General features: G+C 67.0%; 21 protein-coding genes. 7 read left to right on the forward strand and 14 right to left on the reverse strand.

The window, feature by feature from the left end; translation table 11 throughout:
- Positions 1-14: 14 nt before the first annotated feature.
- The 6 genes from QH168_RS23875 to dop all read right to left on the reverse strand — a co-directional run bounded on the left by QH168_RS23875 (position 15) and on the right by dop (position 6,330).
- Positions 15-1,010, reverse strand: a complete 996-nt coding sequence (locus QH168_RS23875; protein ID WP_280237018.1) for a helix-turn-helix transcriptional regulator — start codon at positions 1,008-1,010, stop codon at positions 15-17.
- Positions 1,011-1,135: 125 nt separating this feature from the next.
- On the reverse strand, positions 1,136-2,494 hold the full coding sequence (pafA, locus tag QH168_RS23880; protein ID WP_193364722.1) for a Pup--protein ligase: 1,359 nt from the start codon (positions 2,492-2,494) through the stop codon (positions 1,136-1,138).
- Between the two features lie 288 nt (positions 2,495-2,782).
- On the reverse strand, positions 2,783-3,568 hold the full coding sequence (prcA, locus tag QH168_RS23885; protein WP_280237019.1) for a proteasome subunit alpha: 786 nt from the start codon (positions 3,566-3,568) through the stop codon (positions 2,783-2,785).
- Between the two features lie 37 nt (positions 3,569-3,605).
- Positions 3,606-4,460 (reverse strand): proteasome subunit beta, encoded by an 855-nt coding sequence (gene prcB, locus QH168_RS23890; protein ID WP_280237020.1) that lies wholly within the window; start codon positions 4,458-4,460, stop codon positions 3,606-3,608.
- Positions 4,457-4,651 carry a ubiquitin-like protein Pup gene (locus QH168_RS23895; RefSeq protein ID WP_014351559.1) on the reverse strand — a complete coding sequence of 65 codons (195 nt, stop codon included), beginning with the start codon at positions 4,649-4,651 and terminating at the stop codon, positions 4,457-4,459. The genes prcB and QH168_RS23895 overlap by 4 nt, the downstream gene beginning before the upstream one ends.
- A gap of 179 nt (positions 4,652-4,830) precedes the next feature.
- Complete coding sequence (gene dop, locus QH168_RS23900; protein ID WP_280237021.1) at positions 4,831-6,330, reverse strand: depupylase/deamidase Dop; 1,500 nt, start codon at positions 6,328-6,330, stop codon at positions 4,831-4,833.
- Between the two features lie 101 nt (positions 6,331-6,431).
- Here dop and QH168_RS23905 point away from each other — a divergent pair, with 101 nt between their 5' ends.
- Positions 6,432-7,619, forward strand: a complete 1,188-nt coding sequence (locus tag QH168_RS23905; protein WP_280237022.1) for a DUF418 domain-containing protein — start codon at positions 6,432-6,434, stop codon at positions 7,617-7,619.
- Between the two features lie 7 nt (positions 7,620-7,626).
- Here QH168_RS23905 and QH168_RS23910 read toward each other — a convergent pair whose 3' ends face one another.
- Entirely contained in the window at positions 7,627-8,127 is a 501-nt protein-coding gene (locus QH168_RS23910; protein ID WP_280237024.1) for a CGNR zinc finger domain-containing protein, read from the reverse strand.
- A 465-nt stretch (positions 8,128-8,592) separates the two neighbouring features.
- Here QH168_RS23910 and QH168_RS23915 point away from each other — a divergent pair, with 465 nt between their 5' ends.
- On the forward strand, positions 8,593-8,886 hold the full coding sequence (locus QH168_RS23915) for a DUF6412 domain-containing protein (protein ID WP_280237025.1): 294 nt from the start codon (positions 8,593-8,595) through the stop codon (positions 8,884-8,886).
- A 96-nt stretch (positions 8,887-8,982) separates the two neighbouring features.
- A complete protein-coding gene (yidC, locus tag QH168_RS23920; RefSeq protein WP_280237026.1) occupies positions 8,983-9,870 on the forward strand; it encodes a membrane protein insertase YidC in 888 nt (295 codons plus the stop codon).
- Positions 9,871-10,135: 265 nt separating this feature from the next.
- Here the strand turns inward: yidC and QH168_RS23925 are convergent, their stop codons facing one another.
- The 4 genes from QH168_RS23925 to QH168_RS23940 all read right to left on the reverse strand — a co-directional run bounded on the left by QH168_RS23925 (position 10,136) and on the right by QH168_RS23940 (position 12,326).
- A complete protein-coding gene (locus tag QH168_RS23925) occupies positions 10,136-10,951 on the reverse strand; it encodes an aminoglycoside phosphotransferase family protein (RefSeq protein ID WP_280237027.1) in 816 nt (271 codons plus the stop codon).
- 288 nt (positions 10,952-11,239) lie between these two features.
- Positions 11,240-11,833, reverse strand: a complete 594-nt coding sequence (locus QH168_RS23930) for a PadR family transcriptional regulator (protein WP_280237028.1) — start codon at positions 11,831-11,833, stop codon at positions 11,240-11,242.
- A gap of 11 nt (positions 11,834-11,844) precedes the next feature.
- The gene (locus QH168_RS23935) at positions 11,845-11,997 is read right to left on the reverse strand and encodes a hypothetical protein (RefSeq protein WP_280237029.1); all 153 of its coding nucleotides are present in this window, start codon (positions 11,995-11,997) and stop codon (positions 11,845-11,847) included.
- The gene (locus QH168_RS23940) at positions 11,994-12,326 is read right to left on the reverse strand and encodes a hypothetical protein (protein ID WP_280237030.1); all 333 of its coding nucleotides are present in this window, start codon (positions 12,324-12,326) and stop codon (positions 11,994-11,996) included. The genes QH168_RS23935 and QH168_RS23940 overlap by 4 nt, the downstream gene beginning before the upstream one ends.
- A 235-nt stretch (positions 12,327-12,561) precedes the next feature.
- Here QH168_RS23940 and QH168_RS23945 point away from each other — a divergent pair, with 235 nt between their 5' ends.
- Positions 12,562-13,680, forward strand: a complete 1,119-nt coding sequence (locus tag QH168_RS23945; RefSeq protein WP_280237031.1) for a helix-turn-helix transcriptional regulator — start codon at positions 12,562-12,564, stop codon at positions 13,678-13,680.
- A 397-nt stretch (positions 13,681-14,077) separates the two neighbouring features.
- Complete coding sequence (locus tag QH168_RS23950) at positions 14,078-14,713, forward strand: slipin family protein (RefSeq protein ID WP_280237032.1); 636 nt, start codon at positions 14,078-14,080, stop codon at positions 14,711-14,713.
- A 333-nt stretch (positions 14,714-15,046) separates the two neighbouring features.
- Here the strand turns inward: QH168_RS23950 and QH168_RS23955 are convergent, their stop codons facing one another.
- The gene (locus QH168_RS23955; protein ID WP_280237033.1) at positions 15,047-15,427 is read right to left on the reverse strand and encodes a nitroreductase family deazaflavin-dependent oxidoreductase; all 381 of its coding nucleotides are present in this window, start codon (positions 15,425-15,427) and stop codon (positions 15,047-15,049) included.
- Between the two features lie 64 nt (positions 15,428-15,491).
- On the opposite strand from QH168_RS23955, the gene QH168_RS23960 reads away from it, so the two are divergent.
- Together QH168_RS23960 and QH168_RS23965 are read left to right on the forward strand one after the other, a co-directional pair.
- Positions 15,492-15,992, forward strand: a complete 501-nt coding sequence (locus QH168_RS23960; RefSeq protein WP_280468304.1) for an NUDIX hydrolase — start codon at positions 15,492-15,494, stop codon at positions 15,990-15,992.
- 153 nt (positions 15,993-16,145) lie between these two features.
- Complete coding sequence (locus QH168_RS23965) at positions 16,146-16,469, forward strand: hypothetical protein (RefSeq protein ID WP_280237034.1); 324 nt, start codon at positions 16,146-16,148, stop codon at positions 16,467-16,469.
- Positions 16,470-16,548: 79 nt separating this feature from the next.
- On the opposite strand, the gene QH168_RS23970 is transcribed toward QH168_RS23965, so the two are convergent.
- Positions 16,549-17,226 (reverse strand): TIGR00266 family protein, encoded by a 678-nt coding sequence (locus QH168_RS23970; RefSeq protein ID WP_280237035.1) that lies wholly within the window; start codon positions 17,224-17,226, stop codon positions 16,549-16,551.
- An 82-nt stretch (positions 17,227-17,308) separates the two neighbouring features.
- Positions 17,309-17,623 (reverse strand): hypothetical protein, encoded by a 315-nt coding sequence (locus QH168_RS23975; RefSeq protein WP_280237036.1) that lies wholly within the window; start codon positions 17,621-17,623, stop codon positions 17,309-17,311.
- Positions 17,624-17,800: the final 177 nt, after the last annotated feature.

Genomic DNA, 17,800 nt, shown 5'->3' on the forward strand with positions numbered 1-17,800 from the left:
TGCCGCAACCGCCCTCATGCCGTGACCTCCGTATGGTCGAACACCGACCGCAGCCGCGCCACGACGTCCTCGCGCAGATCACGGGGAGCGAGTACCACCGCGTCGGGGCCGAGTCCGGTGATCAGCCGCGCGATCCAGTCGCGGGATCGCACCGGAACCTCGATGACGGTGCCCGCGCGCCCGCCGATGGTCCGCGCCCCACCGGCGACGCCCAGTCGGCGCAGCTCGCGGCCGCGGCCTTCGGCCACCCAGATCGTCGCCGAACCGGAAACCGGGGCGGTGCCGGTCACCCTGGTGACGATCTCGCGCAGGTCGACGTCGTCGGGTTTGCGCACCGCGTTGCGCGGACCGTACGGGGTGATCTCCTCGCCGATGCGGGAGAGCCGGAAGGTGCGGATGGCGTGGCGTTCGCGGTCGTGGCCGACCAGATACCAGCGGCCGTGATGGGTCACCACACCCCACGGCTCCACATCACGCATGAGATAGGGCGCGTTGACGGCGCCGCGATGCTCGAACCGCACCGCTTGTCCGGCGTCCACGGCGGCCAGCAGTTTGCCGAGTACCGGTTCGGATCCGCGGGTCCGCGCGGGCACCGCGGGCACCGACGCCAGGCCCGCTTCGGTTTCCACGTGGATGCCCGCCGCACGCAGTTTGAGCAGCGCCCCTTCGGCGGCCGCGGCCAGCTCCGGCGATTCCCACATCTGCACGGCGACGGCGACGGCCGCCGCTTCCGAGCTGGTCAGGTCGATATCGGGGAGCTCGTAGGCGTCACGGTTGATCCGGTAGCCCTCGACCGTGGAGAACCGGCTGACCGACCCCACCTCCAGCGGGATGCCGAGATCGCGGAGTTCGTTCTTATCGCGTTCGAACATCCGGCTGAACGCTTCGTCGCTGGCCGAGTCCTCGTACCCCGCGACGCTGTCCCTGATCCGCTCGGCGGTGAGGAACTGCCGGGTCGACAGCAGGGCGATGACCAGATTCATCAACCGCTCGACCTTGGATATCGCCACTCGAACAGGGTAATGCGCCGCGTGCGGTGATGTTGCGGCGGCGCACGGGTAATCGGATCGGCCGGGTGGCGGGTGAGTCGAAACTCATCTCGCCGACGGCGTCGGACGCCGTCGGCGAGTGCGCGCTACATCGAGGCGATGAGCCGGTCGACCCGTTCGTCGACCGAGCGGAACGGGTCCTTGCACAGCACCGTGCGCTGGGCCTGATCGTTGAGCTTCAGGTGCACCCAGTCGACGGTGAAGTCGCGTCCGGCCTCCTGGGCGGCGGTGATGAAATCGCCGCGCAGTTTGGCGCGGGTGGTCTGCGGAGGTGTTTCCACCGCGGCGTCGACCGCGTCGTCCTCGGTGACCCGTTTGGCCAGACCCTTGCGCTGGAGCAGGTCGAATACGCCGCGACCACGTTTGATGTCGTGGTAGGCCAGATCGAGCTGGGCGATCTTGGGATCGGACAGCTCCATGTTGTAGCGGTCCTGATAGCGCTGGAACAGTTTGCGCTTGATCACCCAGTCGACCTCGGTGTCGACCTTCGCGAAGTCCTGCGCCTCCACCGCGTCGAGGGTGCGGCCCCACAGGTCGACCACCTGGTCGACCTGCGGGTCCCGATCACGGTTGCGCAGATGTTCGACAGCGCGCGCATAGTACTCGCGCTGGATCTCGAGGGCACTGGCCTGGCGCCCGCCCGCCAGCCGGACCGGGCGGCGTCCGGTGAGGTCGTGGCTGACCTCGCGGATGGCGCGGATCGGATTGTCGAGCGCGAAATCGCGGAAGGACACGCCCGCCTCGATCATCTCCAGCACCAGCGAGGCCGTGCCGACCTTGAGCATGGTGGTGGTCTCGGACATGTTCGAATCACCGACGATCACGTGCAGACGGCGATACTTCTCGGCGTCGGCGTGCGGTTCGTCGCGGGTGTTGATGATCGGCCGCGACCTGGTGGTCGCCGAGGAGACGCCCTCCCAGATGTGTTCGGCCCGCTGCGACAGGCAGAAGGTGGCCGCCTTCGGCGTTTGCAGCACCTTGCCCGCACCGCAGATCAGCTGCCTGGTCACCAGGAACGGCAGCAGTACATCGGAGATCCGGGAGAATTCGCCCGCGCGGACCACGAGGAAGTTCTCATGGCAGCCGTAGGAGTTGCCCGCCGAGTCGGTGTTGTTCTTGAACAGGTAGATATCCCCGCCGATACCTTCTTCGGCGAGTCGCTGTTCTGCGTCGATGAGCAGTTCCTCGAGCACCCGCTCACCGGCCCGGTCATGAGTGACCAGCTGGGCCAGGTTGTCGCATTCCGCGGTGGCGTATTCCGGGTGTGAGCCTACGTCGAGGTACAACCGGGCGCCGTTGCGGAGGAACACGTTGGAACTGCGACCCCAGGACACCACCCGGCGGAACAGATACCGGGCCACCTCGTCGGGGCTGAGCCTGCGGTGTCCGTGGAAGGTGCACGTCACACCGAATTCGGTCTCGATCCCCATGATTCGTCGCTGCACACTATCGACATTACAGCCATGACCAGCCCGTGCGCGGGGATCGGAGAACCCGTATGTATACGGGTTGGCAACGATTCGGACGGCAATCGTTCGTCGGTGAGGCCGCGCGGGCGAGAAATTTTTGGTGGATGGCCGCACAGCATCCACACAGCAACTCGACGTATCGACATAACGCCCCGAGGGGCGCGTCGTATCCGGTCCTCGCTCCGTCCGTGCGACCGGGCCCCGAGCCGAATTCGGGTCGTATGCGACGGGGCTAGCGCCGCATACGACCCGAATGGGCTGCTTCTACTTCTTGCCGTCCTCGCCGTCGCCGGCGGCCTCCGCCTGTGCTTCCGCTTCGGCTTCGGTGCCCGCGCCGGCTGCCGAGGTATCGAGCAATCGCTCCAAAACCGCCGGTCCGATCCGTCGGAACGCCCGACGGGGCCGCGCCTGCTCCAGCGTGGCGACCTCGAGGGAGGCGACGCCGAGCACCCGCTTGTCCTTATCGCCCTCGGGCAGCCCGGCTTGCAAGGCCTTGACCGCGACGCCGATAGCGCTCGCCAGATCCAGGCCGGGTTCGTAGGACGCCTTCAACGCGGTGACGATGGGTTCGGTGGTGCCACCCATGACCACGTATTCGCGTTCGTCGACGATCGAGCCGTCGAAGGTGATCCGGTACAGCACCGCGCTGCGATCCTGTTCCGGATAGGCCACCTCGGCGACGCAGATCTCGACCTCGAAGGGTTTGAGCTGGTCGGTGAAGATCGAGCCGAGCGACTGAGCGTAGGCATTGGCCAACGCCCGGCCGGTGACATCGCGGCGACCGTATTGGTAGCCGCGCAGATCGGCTTGCAGGATTCCGCCGCGGCGCAGGTTCTCGAACTCGTTGTATTTACCGACGGCCGCGAAGCCGATCCGGTCGTAGAGTTCGCTCACCTTGTGCAGCGTCGCCGAAGGATTCTCGGCGACGAACACCACGCCCTTGTCGTAGACGAGGACTACGACACTGCGACCCCGGGCGATGCCCTTGCGCGCGAGCTCGGTCTTGTCGCGCATGATCTGCTCGGCCGACGCGTAGTACGGCAGCGTCATTCGCTGGCACTCCTTGCTGTGTCATGCGGGAGGACCGTCATCGGGCCTCCTGCGCTGCCTCCCGGTCGGCGACGATGCCGCGGGCGATCTCGGCGAGCCTGGTATCGGTCACCTCGAGCGCACCGTCATCGTTGATGACGATCGCCGTGGGATAGATGCCGCGCACCAGATCGGGGCCGCCGGTGGCGGTGTCGTCGTCGGCGGCGTCGAACAGCGACTCCACCGCGATACGCAACGCCCGTTCTTCGTCGATTCCCTTGGCGTAGAGCTTCTTCAGCGACGATTTGGCGAAGTTCGAGCCCGAACCCACTGCCGCGTAACCGAATCGCTCCTCACTCTGCCCGCCGACCACGTCATAGGAGATGATCCGACCGACCTTGTCGGGATCGGTCGCCTCCTGGTCGTAGCCGACCAGCACGGGAACCACCGCCAGCCCCTGGAGGGCCGCTGGCAGATTGTCGCGCACCATTTTCGACAGCTTGTTGGCCTTGCCGTCGAAGGTCAGCGGGACGCCTTCGATCTTCTCGTAGTGCTCGAGTTCCACCGCGAACAACCGCACCATCTCCACGGCCATGCCCGCGGTACCCGCGATACCGGCCGCCGAATAGGTGTCGGTGATGTAGACCTTCTCCATATCCCGGCTGGCCAGCAGGTTGCCCTGGGTGGCGCGCCGGTCGCCCGCGATGAGCACGCCGCCGCGGAAGGTGACCGCGACGATCGTCGTGCCGTGCGGCGCGATATCGCGTGCACCGCCGCCGGGGTTTCCGGCGGCGGTGTTCATCGCGGCGAATCCGTTGCTGGGCAACAGATCGGGTGCGTGCATGCGCAGATGTTCGGAAAAGGATGACAGGGCGTACCCCGGGTGGAGACGCAAGGGGTCACCTGAGGTCACTGGCCGCCTTTCTGCACGTAGGCGCGGACGAAGTCCTCGGCGTTCTCCTCGAGCACATCATCGATCTCGTCGAGCAGGTCGTCGGTGTCTTCCGCGAGCTTTTCGCGCCGCTCCTGACCGGCGGCGTCGACGCCCTCCGGGCCCTCGTCCTCGTCGCCGCCCCCGGCGCGTTTGGTCTGCTCTTGTGCCATGGCAGCCGACCTCCTGTTGTTTCACCACGTCCGGACCCTGGGTGAGCACCGGCCCGGCCGTGCGCAATGTGCGTGCTCGTTCTTCAACACTACCCAGACGCACCGACACGTTGTCGGATTCGGTGAGTGTCGTGACCTGACACCGGCCCCGCGTGTGCTGCGGCGGACCGGTCACCGACCTAGGTGGTGAGCTGTTCGACCAGTTCGGCGGCGGTATCGACACCGTCGAGCAGCTTGCCGACGTGCGCCTTGGTGCCGCGTCGCGGTTCCAGCGTCGGGATGCGGACCAGCGAATCACCGCCGAGATCGAAGATGACCGAATCCCAGCTCGCGGCCGCGATATCGGCGCCGAACCGGCGCAGGCATTCACCGCGGAAGTAGGCGCGGGTGTCGGTGGGGGGTTTGGTCATCGCGTCGAGCACCTGCTGTTCGCTGACCAGCCGCTTCATCGAGCCGCGGGCGACGAGCCGGTTGTACAGGCCCTTGTCCAGCCGCACGTCCGAGTACTGGAGATCCATCAGATGCAGTTTCGGCGCGGCCCAGCTCAGCCCCTCACGGTTGCGCATGCCCTCGAGCAGACGCAGTTTGGCGGGCCAGTCCAGCAGATGGGCGCATTCCATCGGATCACGCTCGAGCAGGTCGAGCACCATCGCCCAGTTGTCCATCACGTCGATCACGCGCGGATCGTCGTTGCCCTCGCGGTCGAGGAATTTGGCGACCCGCTCGTGGTAGAGCCGCTGCAAGGCCAGACCGGTGATCTCGCGGCCGTCGGCCAGCGCGACGGTGGCGCGCAGGGTGGGGTCGTGGCTGATGGTGTGCACGGCGGTGACCGGGCGGGCCAGTTGCAGATCCGACAGATCCTCGCCGGATTCGATCAGGTCCAGCACCAGCGCGGTGGTGCCGACCTTGAGATAGGTCGACATCTCGGCGAGGTTGGCGTCGCCGATGATGACGTGCAGCCTGCGGTATTTGTCGGCGTCGGCGTGCGGTTCGTCGCGGGTGTTGATGATGCCGCGCTTGAGCGTGGTCTCCAGGCCGACCTCGACCTCGATGTAGTCCGAACGCTGCGACAGCTGGAATCCGGCGTGGTCGCCGGATTGGCCGATGCCCACCCGCCCGGACCCGCAGATCACCTGCCGGGAGACGAAGAACGGGGTGAGCCCGACGATGATGGCGTTGAACGGCGTGTCGCGGTTCATCAGATAGTTCTCGTGGGTGCCGTAGGAGGCGCCCTTGCCGTCGACGTTGTTCTTGTACAGCTGCAACCGTGGCGCGCCCGGCACGCTCGACGCATGCCGCGCCGCGGCCTCCATGACCCGCTCACCCGCCTTGTCCCAGATCACCGCATCCAGCGGATCGGTGACCTCGGGCGCGGAGTATTCGGGGTGCGCGTGGTCGACGTAGAGCCGGGCACCATTGGTGAGGATCATGTTCGCCGCGCCCACCTCGTCGGCGTCGATCACCGGCGCTGGACCGTTCATCCGGCTCAGGTCGAAGCCGCGCGCATCGCGCAGCGGTGATTCGACCTCGTAATCCCATCGGGTTCGCTTGGCCCGCGGCACGCCTTCGGCGGCGGCGTAGGCCAGCACCGCCTGGGTGGAGGTGAGGATCGGGTTGGCCGACGGCTCGGTGGGGGTCGAGATGCCGTATTCGACCTCGATTCCGATGATGCGCTGCATGTGCACGAGCGTAGGCGACGCGACCGACTGTTCGGATGTCATACCGACGGTGGTACTTACGGAGGACCCGCGCGCACCCCCACCCGCGCGATAGTCGGAACATGACCGAATCGCTGGCCACGACCACCTCGGCGGCACCGGCTCCCCGCCCGCCGCGACTCATCGCACTGGACGTGCTCCGCGGGATCGCGATCCTCGGCACCCTCGGCACCAATATCTGGATCCTCACCGATCCGGAGGGGATCATCGGCTATATCAGCAGGCTCGGGGATCCAGCCGCCGACGGCTGGGGCTGGACCGAACGGGTTCTGCAACAGTTCGCGCAGGGCAAGTATCTGGGCCTGCTGACGATCATGTTCGGCATCGGGCTGGCCATCCAGCAGGCCTCGGCGCAACGCGCGGGACGGCGCTGGCCGGGCAAGTACCCGATCCGGGCGGGTCTGCTGTTGCTCGACGGTCTGCTGAACTTCCTGCTCATCGCCGAATTCGATGTGCTGATGGGGTACGCGATCACCGGCCTGGTCGTCGCCTTCGTGCTGGCCACCTCGCCCCGCGCCCAACGGCGCTGGCTGATCGTGGCCGCGAGTATCCACCTGGCGATGCTGACCCTGGTGGCCGTCGCGATGGTCGCCGATGACGGCGGGGGTTCCACGTCCGAACCGCGGCACCTCGACCCCAACCCGTACGCCGACGGTTCCTTCTGGGATCTGGTGCTGTTCCGCATCGATAACGCCCTCACCTTCCGATTGGAGGCGATCGTCATCTTCCCGATGTCGATCGCACTGTTCCTGCTCGGCGCGCGGCTGTTCCGGGCGGGTGTGTTCGCACCGGAGGGCGCGCGGCTGCGCAAGCGGCTGATGATCATCGGATTCGGTATCGCCGCGCCCCTGGACCTGCTGCTCGGCGTCGGTGTCGGTGGTGACGCCGTGCTGATCACCCGCTATGGCATCGCACCGTTCGTCTCGCTCGGCATTCTCGCCCTGGTGGCGCACTTCTATTTGCACCGCTCACGCACCGGGTTCGCCGGTGCCCGGCTCACCGAGGTCGGGCGCATGGCGTTGAGCTGTTACATCCTCCAGAATCTGGTCGCTTCGATCATCTGCTACGGCTGGGGCCTCGGCCTGGCCGCGCGGGTGGCTCCCGATGCCAGGGTGCCGTTCACGGTCGCGGTGTATCTCGTCGTCACGGTCGTCATCGTCGGTTTCGCCCACCTGTGGCTGCGCCGCTTCGACCGGGGGCCGGTGGAATGGTTGTGGAATGCCAGCTACCGGCGGCTCGCGGGCGAATAGCGGCCGATCACGCCGAGCGGCGGTTGCGATGGTCGGCCACGTGGACGCGGTTCGAACAGCGGGTCGAGCAGAACCGGCGGCGACCGTTGCGGGAGGTGTCGACGTAGACGGTGCCGCAGCCGGGGCGCGCGCAGCGACCGATCCGGGTGGGGTCCGCGCAGAACAGTTCGGCCAGACCGGCGGCGGTGTAGGCCTTGACCCGCTCGTCCACCGGCGCGTCCATCCGCGAGTAGTGCAGGTGTGGGGCCCGGCCGTCGTGGGTGGAGATATAGGGCTCACTGGTCGTCTCGGCGAGCAATGCGTTCAACAGCTCCACCGACGGCGCGGTGAAGACCTCGTCGAGACGGGCGATCCAGCCGCGAAGTTCGGCGATCTGCCGTTCGCTGAGCGGGGTGAGCGGCTTGTAATCGGCCTCGGCGAGCAGTTCACGCAGATCCTGATCGGGCGGTGCGTTGACCAGCAGAACGGCGAGCTGAGCGGCCGCGCCACCGTAAGGGTTGAAATGCATAAGACCATTACATCAGGCTTGGTCCATGCCCGCTACCTGCCCTTCCTGCTCCTGGCCGAAGCCAGAGGCCGTATCCACCCATGGCGCCGTCCGCTATCTCCGATGCGTCTGCGGACAGTGGCTCGTCTGCGTCGACGGCACGATCGTCGCGACGCCGGGCGGTAGCGGACTCGAGAGCGGCCCGGTCACGCACACCGGCGCGCCCGCCCGAGCCGAGCTGCACCTGCCGGTTCACCCGGCCGCCGCGTCGCCGGGCCTCGGAGTCGAACGCGGTCACGACCGGTGCGAGTCGGCCGATCCGCTCGGATTCTGATCGATCCGATTCCGCGTCCTCTCCGGCACCGTGACTACCCCGTCCGCGGTCTCGACTTCCCCGCTCCCCTGGCTGTCGACCTGCTCGACCGGTTTCGCCGCGGGTCGATGAGCCACCGGCGGAGCACACACCGAAAGCGGTATCGTCGAGGCATGTTCACGCGAGCGCAGCTGACGATGGGTGCGGTACTGGCCGCCCTGCTGCCCGCGCTCGTGCTGCTCACCGCGCCTGCCGGTGAACCCGCGACCATCTTCGGCACCGTGGCGGTGGTGCTGGTCGTCGCGCTGGTGGCGGCGCCTTCACTGCGTCTGGTTCCGGTGCCGGTCGGCACGGCCGGTCCGCCGCAGGCCGCGCAACGCAGGCGCCGGGGTTCCTATCTGCGCCAGAGCAATCCGGACGCCGCGGGCCGCCCGCGGCCTCGAGCACCGGGGTACGCGTACGTCTGACGACCGTCCGCGTCCGGGCGGTGCGTCGGCGTTCTCGCTGACCCGGCCCATTCGCGCGCCCGATGCGCGCATCACTCAGTCAGGGGTGCCTCCGGCATGCTCGATGTCATCTACTATCCCGTGTCCGCCGCACTGTCGTTGTGGCACACCGCGACCGCCGCGGTTGTCGGTTCGTCCGGTTCGCTCGCCTGGATCGCGGCGGTGATCCTGCTCGTCATGACGCTGCGGGCGGCATTGTTCCCCGTCTTTCTCCGACAGGCCCGCAGCCAAGCCGCAATTCGCTGCCTGCAACCCGAACTCGACGCGATCAGAAAGAAGCATCCGGATGATCGCCGAGCGCAGGCGACCGAAACCCAACAGCTCTATCGCGCCAACGGCGTGCGACCGTTCGCCGGTTGTCTGCCGCTGCTCGGCCAGGCCTTCGTCTTCCTCGGCCTGTTCCATGTCCTGCGCTCCTTCGACCGCACCGTTGCCGCTGCGCATCTGCCGTTCACGGCGACGGCGGCACCCATGTCGGCCGAACAGAACGCGCTCACCCCGAATTACGTCTTCGATGCCGCCGACGTGCGGTCGTTCCTCGACGCCGACCTGTCCGGCGTGCCCCTGTCGGCGACACTGACCGGCCATCCCGGCGCGGTCACGGCCGTCGTCACCCTCACGCTCGCGGTGATCGCGGCCATCGCCACCCACTTCACCGCGCGCACGGCCCTGTCCCGGCAGGAGTCGACCGGGCTGCCGTTCATGCGCACCTTGTCGCTGTGGGTGTTCCCCGTCGGTGCCTTGATCGGTGGCACGGTGCTGCCGATCGCGGTGCTGCTGTACTTCGTCACCAACAACGCGTGGACCTTCGCCCAGCAGCACATCATCTATCGCAGAATCGATCAGGAAGCGGCGCAGCGGGTTTCGGCGGAGTGCGTGGTGCAGGCAGTTGCCGACAAACGCACCGGCCCGAAGCCCGGTGCGCGTCCTCGTCGCACACGCTGATCCGACCGGGCACGTGCGCGTGCCGCCGACCTGGTGACGCACACCGGCCACTTGCATCAGTTCGTGTCCCGCCGACCGCGCACCGTCGCACCAGGGCGAACTCGGCGCGGCGGCACGCGGTTCGGCGGACGGACTGGCCGTGATGCTCGTCTCCACCGGCATCGCCCACTTCGTTCCCGACGCCGTCGATGTTCGAATCCAGAGAATCCGGTGTGCTGGTTGGTGGAGGTCGGGTCGGCCGGGTGCGGTTCGATCACCTGCGGCGCTATGTGAGAATGTCGACGAGCTGGTCGGTGGCTTGGATCACCCAGTCCGGGTCGTCATGTTGGCGTCCCCAGAGCGCGGCCTTGATCGCGCGGACCTGCGCCCAGCGGCGGGCCCGGTCGCGGTCGATGCCCGCTGACTCGCAGAACAGGTCCAGACCGCGTAAAAGCCCCTGTTCGGGATTCGGCCCGAACAGCAGATGCGCGAAGCGGATACTGCGGATCACAGTGATCGTGTCGTAGGCCCGGTCACCGACATAGCCTTTCGGGTCGATCGCCAGCCAGGGTTCCCGTTCACCCGCCAGGACATTGGCGTCGTGGAGGTCGCCGTGCACCAGGGTGTCGGATTGGTCTGGGCCGAGCTCCCGCAGAGTCGCTATGGCCGCATCCAGGGCTCGGCGTGGCAGCGGATCACCGAGTTCGGCTGCGGTGGTGAGGATCTCACCTTCCCATTCGGCGACCAGATCGCTGAGTCTCGGCAATCCCTCCGGTGCGTCGACAGCGAGGCGTTGAGACAACTGGCCCAGCGTGCTGACGGCCTGGTCGAAGTCGGTCACATCGGCCAGTGTCCCGCGCCCCGCCCGTTCCAGCAGCATGGCGAAATGTTCGTCGTCGCGGTCGTAGAGGTGCACCGCTCCGCAACCGTTCCAGACACTGAACGCGTCCGGTTCGTACACGTTGCCCGGATGCGGGAACGACACCTTGATGACGGAGGGAGGTAAGTCGGTGTGTCGCACCGGCACAACGACTCCGATACATCCGTGCAGCACCGACCCGTCGGGCACGCAGTCCCACCGCTGTAACAGTTCATCGACCACACCCGGAAGTCTCGATATCCACGCCCGGCCTGGATCTCCCTCTCGAAGAACGGTCTCGCGGGCGAAATCATCGGGAATCTCGATCACAACCCGACTGTAAGCGCATCCGGCGCGGTCTCTACGCGCAAGCTCCACCCGCATGGCCGCCGACCCAAACCATCCCGGCCTCATAGGGCAGCGAACGACCATTCAGATCAGCCAGTGCCCCCTTGGCTCCAAAGCACTCTGAACTCAATTCTCCAGGGACACAAGTCTTTCCGCGGATGCCTCGAATCCGAGGACGCCGGGTCAAAGTTTGTCGATGTTGGTGAGTACCTTCTCGTGCCAGTCGATTTCGGCTTGAATCCGCATGGTGGCGTGTTCGACGATGAGGTCATCGGCGGTGTTCTGGTCGGGCCAGCGTCGGTCGGGCTGGTGTTCGATCCGGGAACGCCGCGCCCGCAGTGCGGCGAGGCGGTCTTCGAGGTACCCACGCAGCAGTTCGCGATCGAGATCATCGCTGACCGCCAGTGCGAGATCGACCGGGTCGGGGCGGATGTCGACTTCGGTGAACGCTTCATCGCGTAGGGCTTGTAGTTCCCGGTGCCCTTCGCCGGTGATCTCGTAGACCGTGCGAGCGGGAAGCGCCCCGTCTTGTTCGGTACGCACCGGCCGGATCAGCCCCTCGTCGGACATGCGATGCAAGGCGCCGTAGAGAGTGATCACCGCATCGACATCGGCGGCGCGCACCTGCTCCGGCAACGGCAGGAACGCCCTGTCGTCCGGCCAGATCAGGTCGTAGCCCAGACGCCGCGCCAACCGCCGGACCTGTATCGCCTCGGCCTCGAATTCGACGCTGACGTCGGGGTCGATCCACGCCAGCGCAGTCGGACGCACTCGCATCGCCGTCGCCCTCAGTTCTTCCGTCCGCGCACCACACAGCGCGCCCACACCCGACGCCCACCCGTTCGTTCGGGCGGCCCACCCACCGGCCACCACACCACCGCACCGGTCACCGCCAACAGCGCGACCACCAGGAGCACAAGGGCGACATCCCACACCGTCACGACTGTGCACCTACCTCCAGGCCATGCCAGCGGTGGCCGCGCGGGTAGACCCGAATCGGCGTGACCAGCGCTGCGTTCTCGATGATCAGCTCCCGCAGGCCGTCGGTATGCCCGAAGGACGGAACGATCACCGCCACCGCATCGTGCTCTGTGATGTGCTGTGCGATCACGAGATTCGATACCAGATCACTGACGGTCGACAATTCCACCGTGAACACGAGCCGATAACCGTGACGCTCGGCGAGATCCGACAGCACCGCCCGCACACGATCCGAGCAGTCGAGTCCCTCCCTCCGGACGAGCCCGAGCGCGTTCGATCGATCGTTCATGAAACCCCCTGCCTTGACCCTTGCCGGGCCGTACCGGATGAATTCGCTACCGCTGGAGCCACTGCACCGGTCGGTATCGCGGCTTGGTTCGCGGTCCCGGAATCGCCGACGCAATGTGCGTGAAACTCAAGGTAGGCCGATCTTTTCGAGCCTCGACCGCTTACGGTGGTTGCAGGGTGTCAGCATGTTGTTCGCAATCCGTGCACAGCGACGAAGCGACCGAGAGGGGCGCGCGATGGGCGAGGAGTTCGACACTGGTGCCGACCTCCGTGCTGCGCGGGAAGCCGCCGGGATCGGGCTGCGTGAGTTCGCCCGGCGCACACATTGGAGCGCCGCCTATCTATCGCAGATCGAACGCGGACAACGGCGGCTCAGCGACGAGATCAGGCAGGCGTATACGCGGGTACTGCCTGATATGCGGGGCGCAACACCGGGCGATCCGCTGCGCATCGCGCATGAATGGCTGGTGACGGATTCACCCTTCACCGAGCATCTGGCACCGGGGCGGCGGGTGGGCGCGGGGCTGGCCGCCGAGATGGAGCGGCGCGTGGTGGCATTGCGTCGCTTGGATGATGTGGTGGGCGGCGCGGCGTTGCATCCGGTGGTGCGCTGCGATCTGGACGCGGCGCGTGCGGTGGTCCGCGACGGCACACACTCCACGCACACCAGACGGCGTCTGCAACGTGTCGTCGGCGAACTGTCTCAGATCGCCGGATGGGTGTACTCCGACGCCGGACGCTACGTGGAGGCACAGCACACCTATCTCGAAGGCCTGGCGGCGGCGACCGAAGCGGGCGATCGGCCGCTCGCCGGTCAGCTGCTCTCGACACTGACCTATCAGATGACGAATACCGGCGGTGCTCGCGACGCCGGACTACTCGCCCGCACCGCATTGCACGGCGCGGCGGCGGACGCACCACCGGCGGTGCGAGCGCTGCTGGGTGAGCGTGTGGCCTGGGCGGCGGCGAAGGCAGGCGACTCCGAGGCCGCGCGCCGCGCGCTCGACACCGTCGACGACGAGTACGACCGCCGATCGCCGGACGATGACGAACCCGACTGGGTCTACTGGCTCAACCGCGACGAGGTCGACATCATGCGAGCCCGCTGCGCGGTTCAGTTGGGCGATATCGCCGAAGCCGAGGCGCTGCTCGTCCCAGCCATCGAGCGATATCCAGTGAGCCGGAAGCGGGAGGCGACCCTCTACCGTTCCTGGCTCGCGGAAGCCTATGCGCGCGGACACCAAGCGGACATCGCTCGGGAAACTCTGGACACGGTCCGTGCCGACGCCACCGAGCTGAACTCGATGCGCCTGCGACGACGTGTGGCCGAAGTGGAAGCCATCGTCGAGAGCTGAAGCCCGGTATCGACGTGGTGTCGGGCTCGCTGCCGCAACGGCCGGGCCGACGCGGATGTGCGCACCCCGCCGAAATTCATTCGCCAGCGCACCACGGGTTCCGTACCGTACCCAGTGCGAGAGAGCAAGGGGCGCACCGGAATCTCCGGAGCGCGTTCCCCGTGTCGGCTCGATCGTGCCTTTGGTGGCTCAGACTCTACGTCTGATGGGTTCGATTCCCTCCTACGGTGTCCCCCACCCGGTCCGCTGCGGTGGCGTGGTCCTGCGGGCTCTTCGGCTGCGGCCGGAGGACGCTCCCGCCACGTCGCCGGGATCGGGTGGGGTGGCATCCAGCTGCCGGGAGGCTCGCCGCGACACAGACTCCGGGAGGGAGTGAGAAACGATGTATACGACGGTCATGGCATGGCAGCGGACGCTGCTCTATCGCGACGGCACCCTGGAGCGGGTGCTCGAACCCGGTCGCCACCGCTACGACGGCAAGCGCTGCACGCTGGTCGAGGTCGATATGCGGCCGCGGCTGATGCACGTCACCGGACAGGAACTGCTCACCTCCGACGGACTCTCACTGCGCGCGAGTTTCGCGGTGAACTGGCAGGTCGTGGATCCGGTCGCGTTCACGACGGGCGCGCAGAACTCCGAGACGGTGCTGTACGCGGCCGTGCAGGACGCCGTCCGCGACGTCGTCGCCGCCCATCCGCTCGACGCGCTGATCGCCGATCGCGGCCTGCTCACCACCGAACTCGCGCCGATCACCGCCGCCACCGCGGGCCTCGGTATCGAAGTCGCGGGCCTGCGCGCTCGCGACCTCATGCTGCCCGGTGAACTGCGCAAGGCGGCACTGGAGACGGTACTGGCCAAGGAACGTGGACGCGCCGATCTGGAACGGGCTCGCGCCGAAGCCGCCGCGCTGCGGTCGCTGGCCAATACGGCACGTCTGCTGGAGGAGCACCCCGCGCTGCTGCGGCTGCGCACGCTCCAGGTGGCGGCAGCGCCGGGCACCCAGGTCGTGCTCGATCCGCGCGAAAACAACTGACGGTTCGGCGGTCCTCCTGCTCCTCGCGGTCGGAGGACCGCCGTGCTGTCCGGATCGGCGAGCGGGTCCGACGGCGAACCCGAAGCCAGCGCCGCCGCGGCGGTACTGCTCAACCAACTCACCTGGTGGGTAGCCACATCGATGGACAGGTCGGGCGCCAACTCGAGTCACCGGTGAGCGTGTTCTCCACGGGCTACAGGGACCGCCGGACAGGGTGGGCCCGCGCTCACCGACCGCGGCCGGTCCTCGGCGCCGAGATGACCCGCCCGACGAGAATTCGGCCCGGTCGGTCCGACAGCAGGGCATGTCCTCTCCGCCGAGGACGCACCCCGATCAGTCGACGGTCCTCGCCTCGAGGAAATAGGGCGCCGACATCCCCACCAGCGCCTGCCGGATCACCGGCGGCGCCCAGTTGGCGGCGGCGTCGTGGCGGACCAGAGGATCGGTGAGTGCCACGGTCTGCCCGTGCGTTTCCACCGTGAAATCGCCTGCCGCCAGAACGTTCTTCACCCAGTCCACCTCGCGGCCGTAGGTGAGGGCGATGCGGTATTCGTGGCCGTCGGCGAAGACCAGCACCGGGGTCCGATAGCCGCGCCCGGAGTTGCGGCCCTTGTGTACGACGATGCCCATTCCGGGCGCGCGCCCGGCGAACATCGAGATCACCGGGTTGGTGACCTGCCGATTGAATTTCCCCAGTGCGCGCGGCAGCGCCATCGAGCCGATCCCTTCGTCGAGCGATCTACGCCGGACACGTTACTCTCGCTCGGTGTCTTCGGAGATGATCGCCGTCTACGACAGCGCCGGTCGCGCGATCGGCGTCGAGGACCGCGCCATCGTCTACCGTGACGGACTCTGGCATGCCAGCGCGGGCGTGCTGGTCCGCTCCGGTGACGGGCACTCGATCTACGTGCATCGCCGCACCGACACCAAGATGGTGTTCGCGGGCATGCACGACTGTATTGCCGGCGGTGTGATGGCACCGGGGGAAACACCGCGGCAGACCGCTGTCCGCGAACTCGCCGAGGAACTGGGCATCACCGCAGCCACGGAACTCACTCCCCTGGCCCGCGCCACGTGGGACGGCGAATGGGCCGGACGACCGATGCGCTGCCATGTGTTCGCCTACGAGCTGCGCTACGACGGACCGATCCGCCACCAACCGGAAGAGATCGCCGATGGCTGGTGGTGGCCCGAACAGACCCTGCGCGAACACTTGGCCGACCCCACTTGGCAGTTCGTACCGGATACTCGCCATCTGATGCGGGCAATCCTCAGCTGAACAGCGCCACCAATGGTTTGTTCGGCGGGGTCCACCGACTCACCGGTGACCGGATCGACCACCTGCCCCAACGGCGCCGAGACGTGCGCTGATCATCTTTTGTCGATTCGGTAGCGCGGCCATAAGATCGGGACTTTGCTCCGAGAGGAAACCATGATCAAGTCGACGTTCTTCACCGCTGTGCTCACTGCTGCCACTGGATCACTACTCTTCATCCCCGCGGCACCGGCACACGCCGTGTCCCCGCAGTGCACCACGGCTATCGAGTGGATCAACACCGCGATCGACACGAGCGGCGGCGCCATGGACGCGCCGACAGCGACGGCCTTGTCCGACAGGCTGAACGGTCTGGCCCTTGTTGCCCAGGGCGAGGAGAAGACCGTCATCAGCGCCTACGCCAACGCGTTGGTGGATGACACTGTCACCGACCTCGACCCGTACACCACCGAGTTGAATCGGGTGTGCGGCTTGCCGTGACGGCTCGGCATCGTCGGCGCGGGTCGCTGCCGCCTCGTACCGAGCGTGGCTCGACCACCGCGCTGACACGGATCGGCGTCTAGCCCGAGGACACCGACGCCGACCAGGCCGCGAATGCGCTCGGATTACGCGTCTGTAGCAGCACTCGCCCCGGCCCGGTGAAGTCGAACACCAGTCCCTCACCGGATTTCAGCGACTGAATCGATCGACCGGACACGGCACGGCGGATGGTGAAGTTCATGGCCAGGTCGTAGGCGACGACGTGTCCGGTGTCGATGGTGATCGGTTCGCCGGGTTGCAGGTCGATGACGTCGATCGCGCCGAACACGCCAACGACCACCTCCCCTTCGCCGTGCGCCCGCAGACCGAAACCGCCCTCACCGCCGAACAGGTTCGCAAACCCGCCCCATTTGCTTTCCACCTGCACGCCATGGGAATTGGCGATCCAGCCGCCGCGGCTGATGAAGAAGGGGCGGTCGGGTTGGATGGTCAACGGCAGCATGTCACCGGGCAGCGAGGGGGCCACATCCACCCAGCCGCCCTGCGGTGGCGCGGTGAAGGTGGAGATGAAGAACGATTCACCCGCCAGCATCGACCGTTTGATACCGGCGAAGATGCCGCCTTCGGCCTTGGCCTGCAACGTGACACCCGCCGAATGCGCCACCATGGCACCGCTTTCGACCCGCATCGGCTCATTGCCCGCGAGGAAACATCTGGCGACGGCGGAGGCCGGACTGTGGCGCAACTGTACCTTCATGTCCGCCGACCCTACCGGCCCCGATCACCGCAGGTCATCACCCTCGAGGCCGATACGGCATCGTCATCGCGGCGTATGCGGATCAGTGCACGATCACCTGCCAGGTCTGCATGGAGAACGGCAGATCGCAACTGGTCCAGGACTGTTGCGCGCCGAATGCCGGATTGCCCCACCGCTCGTAGCTGCTGAACCATGACCACCACGCCCAGCAGGTCACCCGGACTTGATGCCAGACCGGCCCACCGCACTGCGAGTAGGCCGCCGTGCCCGCGACCGGATTGACCGAACAGAACGCGCCCGGTTGCGCCTGGGCGGGTGCGGCGCCGAGGACGCCCGCCGCCCCGATGAGTGCCGCGGCAGATGCGCTGACGGCGAGTTTCTTGACGATCGAGTGCATGACAACCTCCCACCGGCGTGGGGCTCGACGCCCCGACCCGTTGCAGGCCCACGCTCGATTCGGCTACGGATCGAGACCTTCCCGATCCGCGATGACATGATCTACATCACACATCGATCGGCCGTTGTTACAGCTCATTCGCCTTATGGCATCGCCGCAGCAATCGAGGCGTCACAC

Source organism: Nocardia cyriacigeorgica (assembly GCF_029868385.1).
Taxonomy (GTDB): domain Bacteria; phylum Actinomycetota; class Actinomycetes; order Mycobacteriales; family Mycobacteriaceae; genus Nocardia; species Nocardia cyriacigeorgica_F.

Excerpts from the sequence above, each read along its gene's own strand:
- QH168_RS23940 (WP_280237030.1), bottom strand. The coding sequence starts at position 12,326 with ATGAACGATCGATCGAACGCGCTCGGGCTCGTCCGGAGGGAGGGACTC.
- QH168_RS23905 (WP_280237022.1), top strand. The coding sequence starts at position 6,432 with ATGACCGAATCGCTGGCCACGACCACCTCGGCGGCACCGGCTCCCCGC.
- QH168_RS23955 (WP_280237033.1), bottom strand. The coding sequence starts at position 15,427 with ATGGCGCTGCCGCGCGCACTGGGGAAATTCAATCGGCAGGTCACCAAC.
- QH168_RS23975 (WP_280237036.1), bottom strand. The coding sequence starts at position 17,623 with ATGCACTCGATCGTCAAGAAACTCGCCGTCAGCGCATCTGCCGCGGCA.
- prcA (WP_280237019.1), bottom strand. The coding sequence starts at position 3,568 with ATGACGCTGCCGTACTACGCGTCGGCCGAGCAGATCATGCGCGACAAG.
- QH168_RS23930 (WP_280237028.1), bottom strand. The coding sequence starts at position 11,833 with ATGCGAGTGCGTCCGACTGCGCTGGCGTGGATCGACCCCGACGTCAGC.
- QH168_RS23970 (WP_280237035.1), bottom strand. The coding sequence starts at position 17,226 with ATGAAGGTACAGTTGCGCCACAGTCCGGCCTCCGCCGTCGCCAGATGT.
- QH168_RS23965 (WP_280237034.1), top strand. The coding sequence starts at position 16,146 with ATGATCAAGTCGACGTTCTTCACCGCTGTGCTCACTGCTGCCACTGGA.
- yidC (WP_280237026.1), top strand. The coding sequence starts at position 8,983 with ATGCTCGATGTCATCTACTATCCCGTGTCCGCCGCACTGTCGTTGTGG.
- QH168_RS23950 (WP_280237032.1), top strand. The coding sequence starts at position 14,078 with ATGGCATGGCAGCGGACGCTGCTCTATCGCGACGGCACCCTGGAGCGG.
- QH168_RS23910 (WP_280237024.1), bottom strand. The coding sequence starts at position 8,127 with ATGCATTTCAACCCTTACGGTGGCGCGGCCGCTCAGCTCGCCGTTCTG.
- QH168_RS23915 (WP_280237025.1), top strand. The coding sequence starts at position 8,593 with ATGTTCACGCGAGCGCAGCTGACGATGGGTGCGGTACTGGCCGCCCTG.
- QH168_RS23895 (WP_014351559.1), bottom strand. The coding sequence starts at position 4,651 with ATGGCACAAGAGCAGACCAAACGCGCCGGGGGCGGCGACGAGGACGAG.
- QH168_RS23945 (WP_280237031.1), top strand. The coding sequence starts at position 12,562 with ATGGGCGAGGAGTTCGACACTGGTGCCGACCTCCGTGCTGCGCGGGAA.
- dop (WP_280237021.1), bottom strand. The coding sequence starts at position 6,330 with ATGCAGCGCATCATCGGAATCGAGGTCGAATACGGCATCTCGACCCCC.
- QH168_RS23960 (WP_280468304.1), top strand. The coding sequence starts at position 15,492 with ATGATCGCCGTCTACGACAGCGCCGGTCGCGCGATCGGCGTCGAGGAC.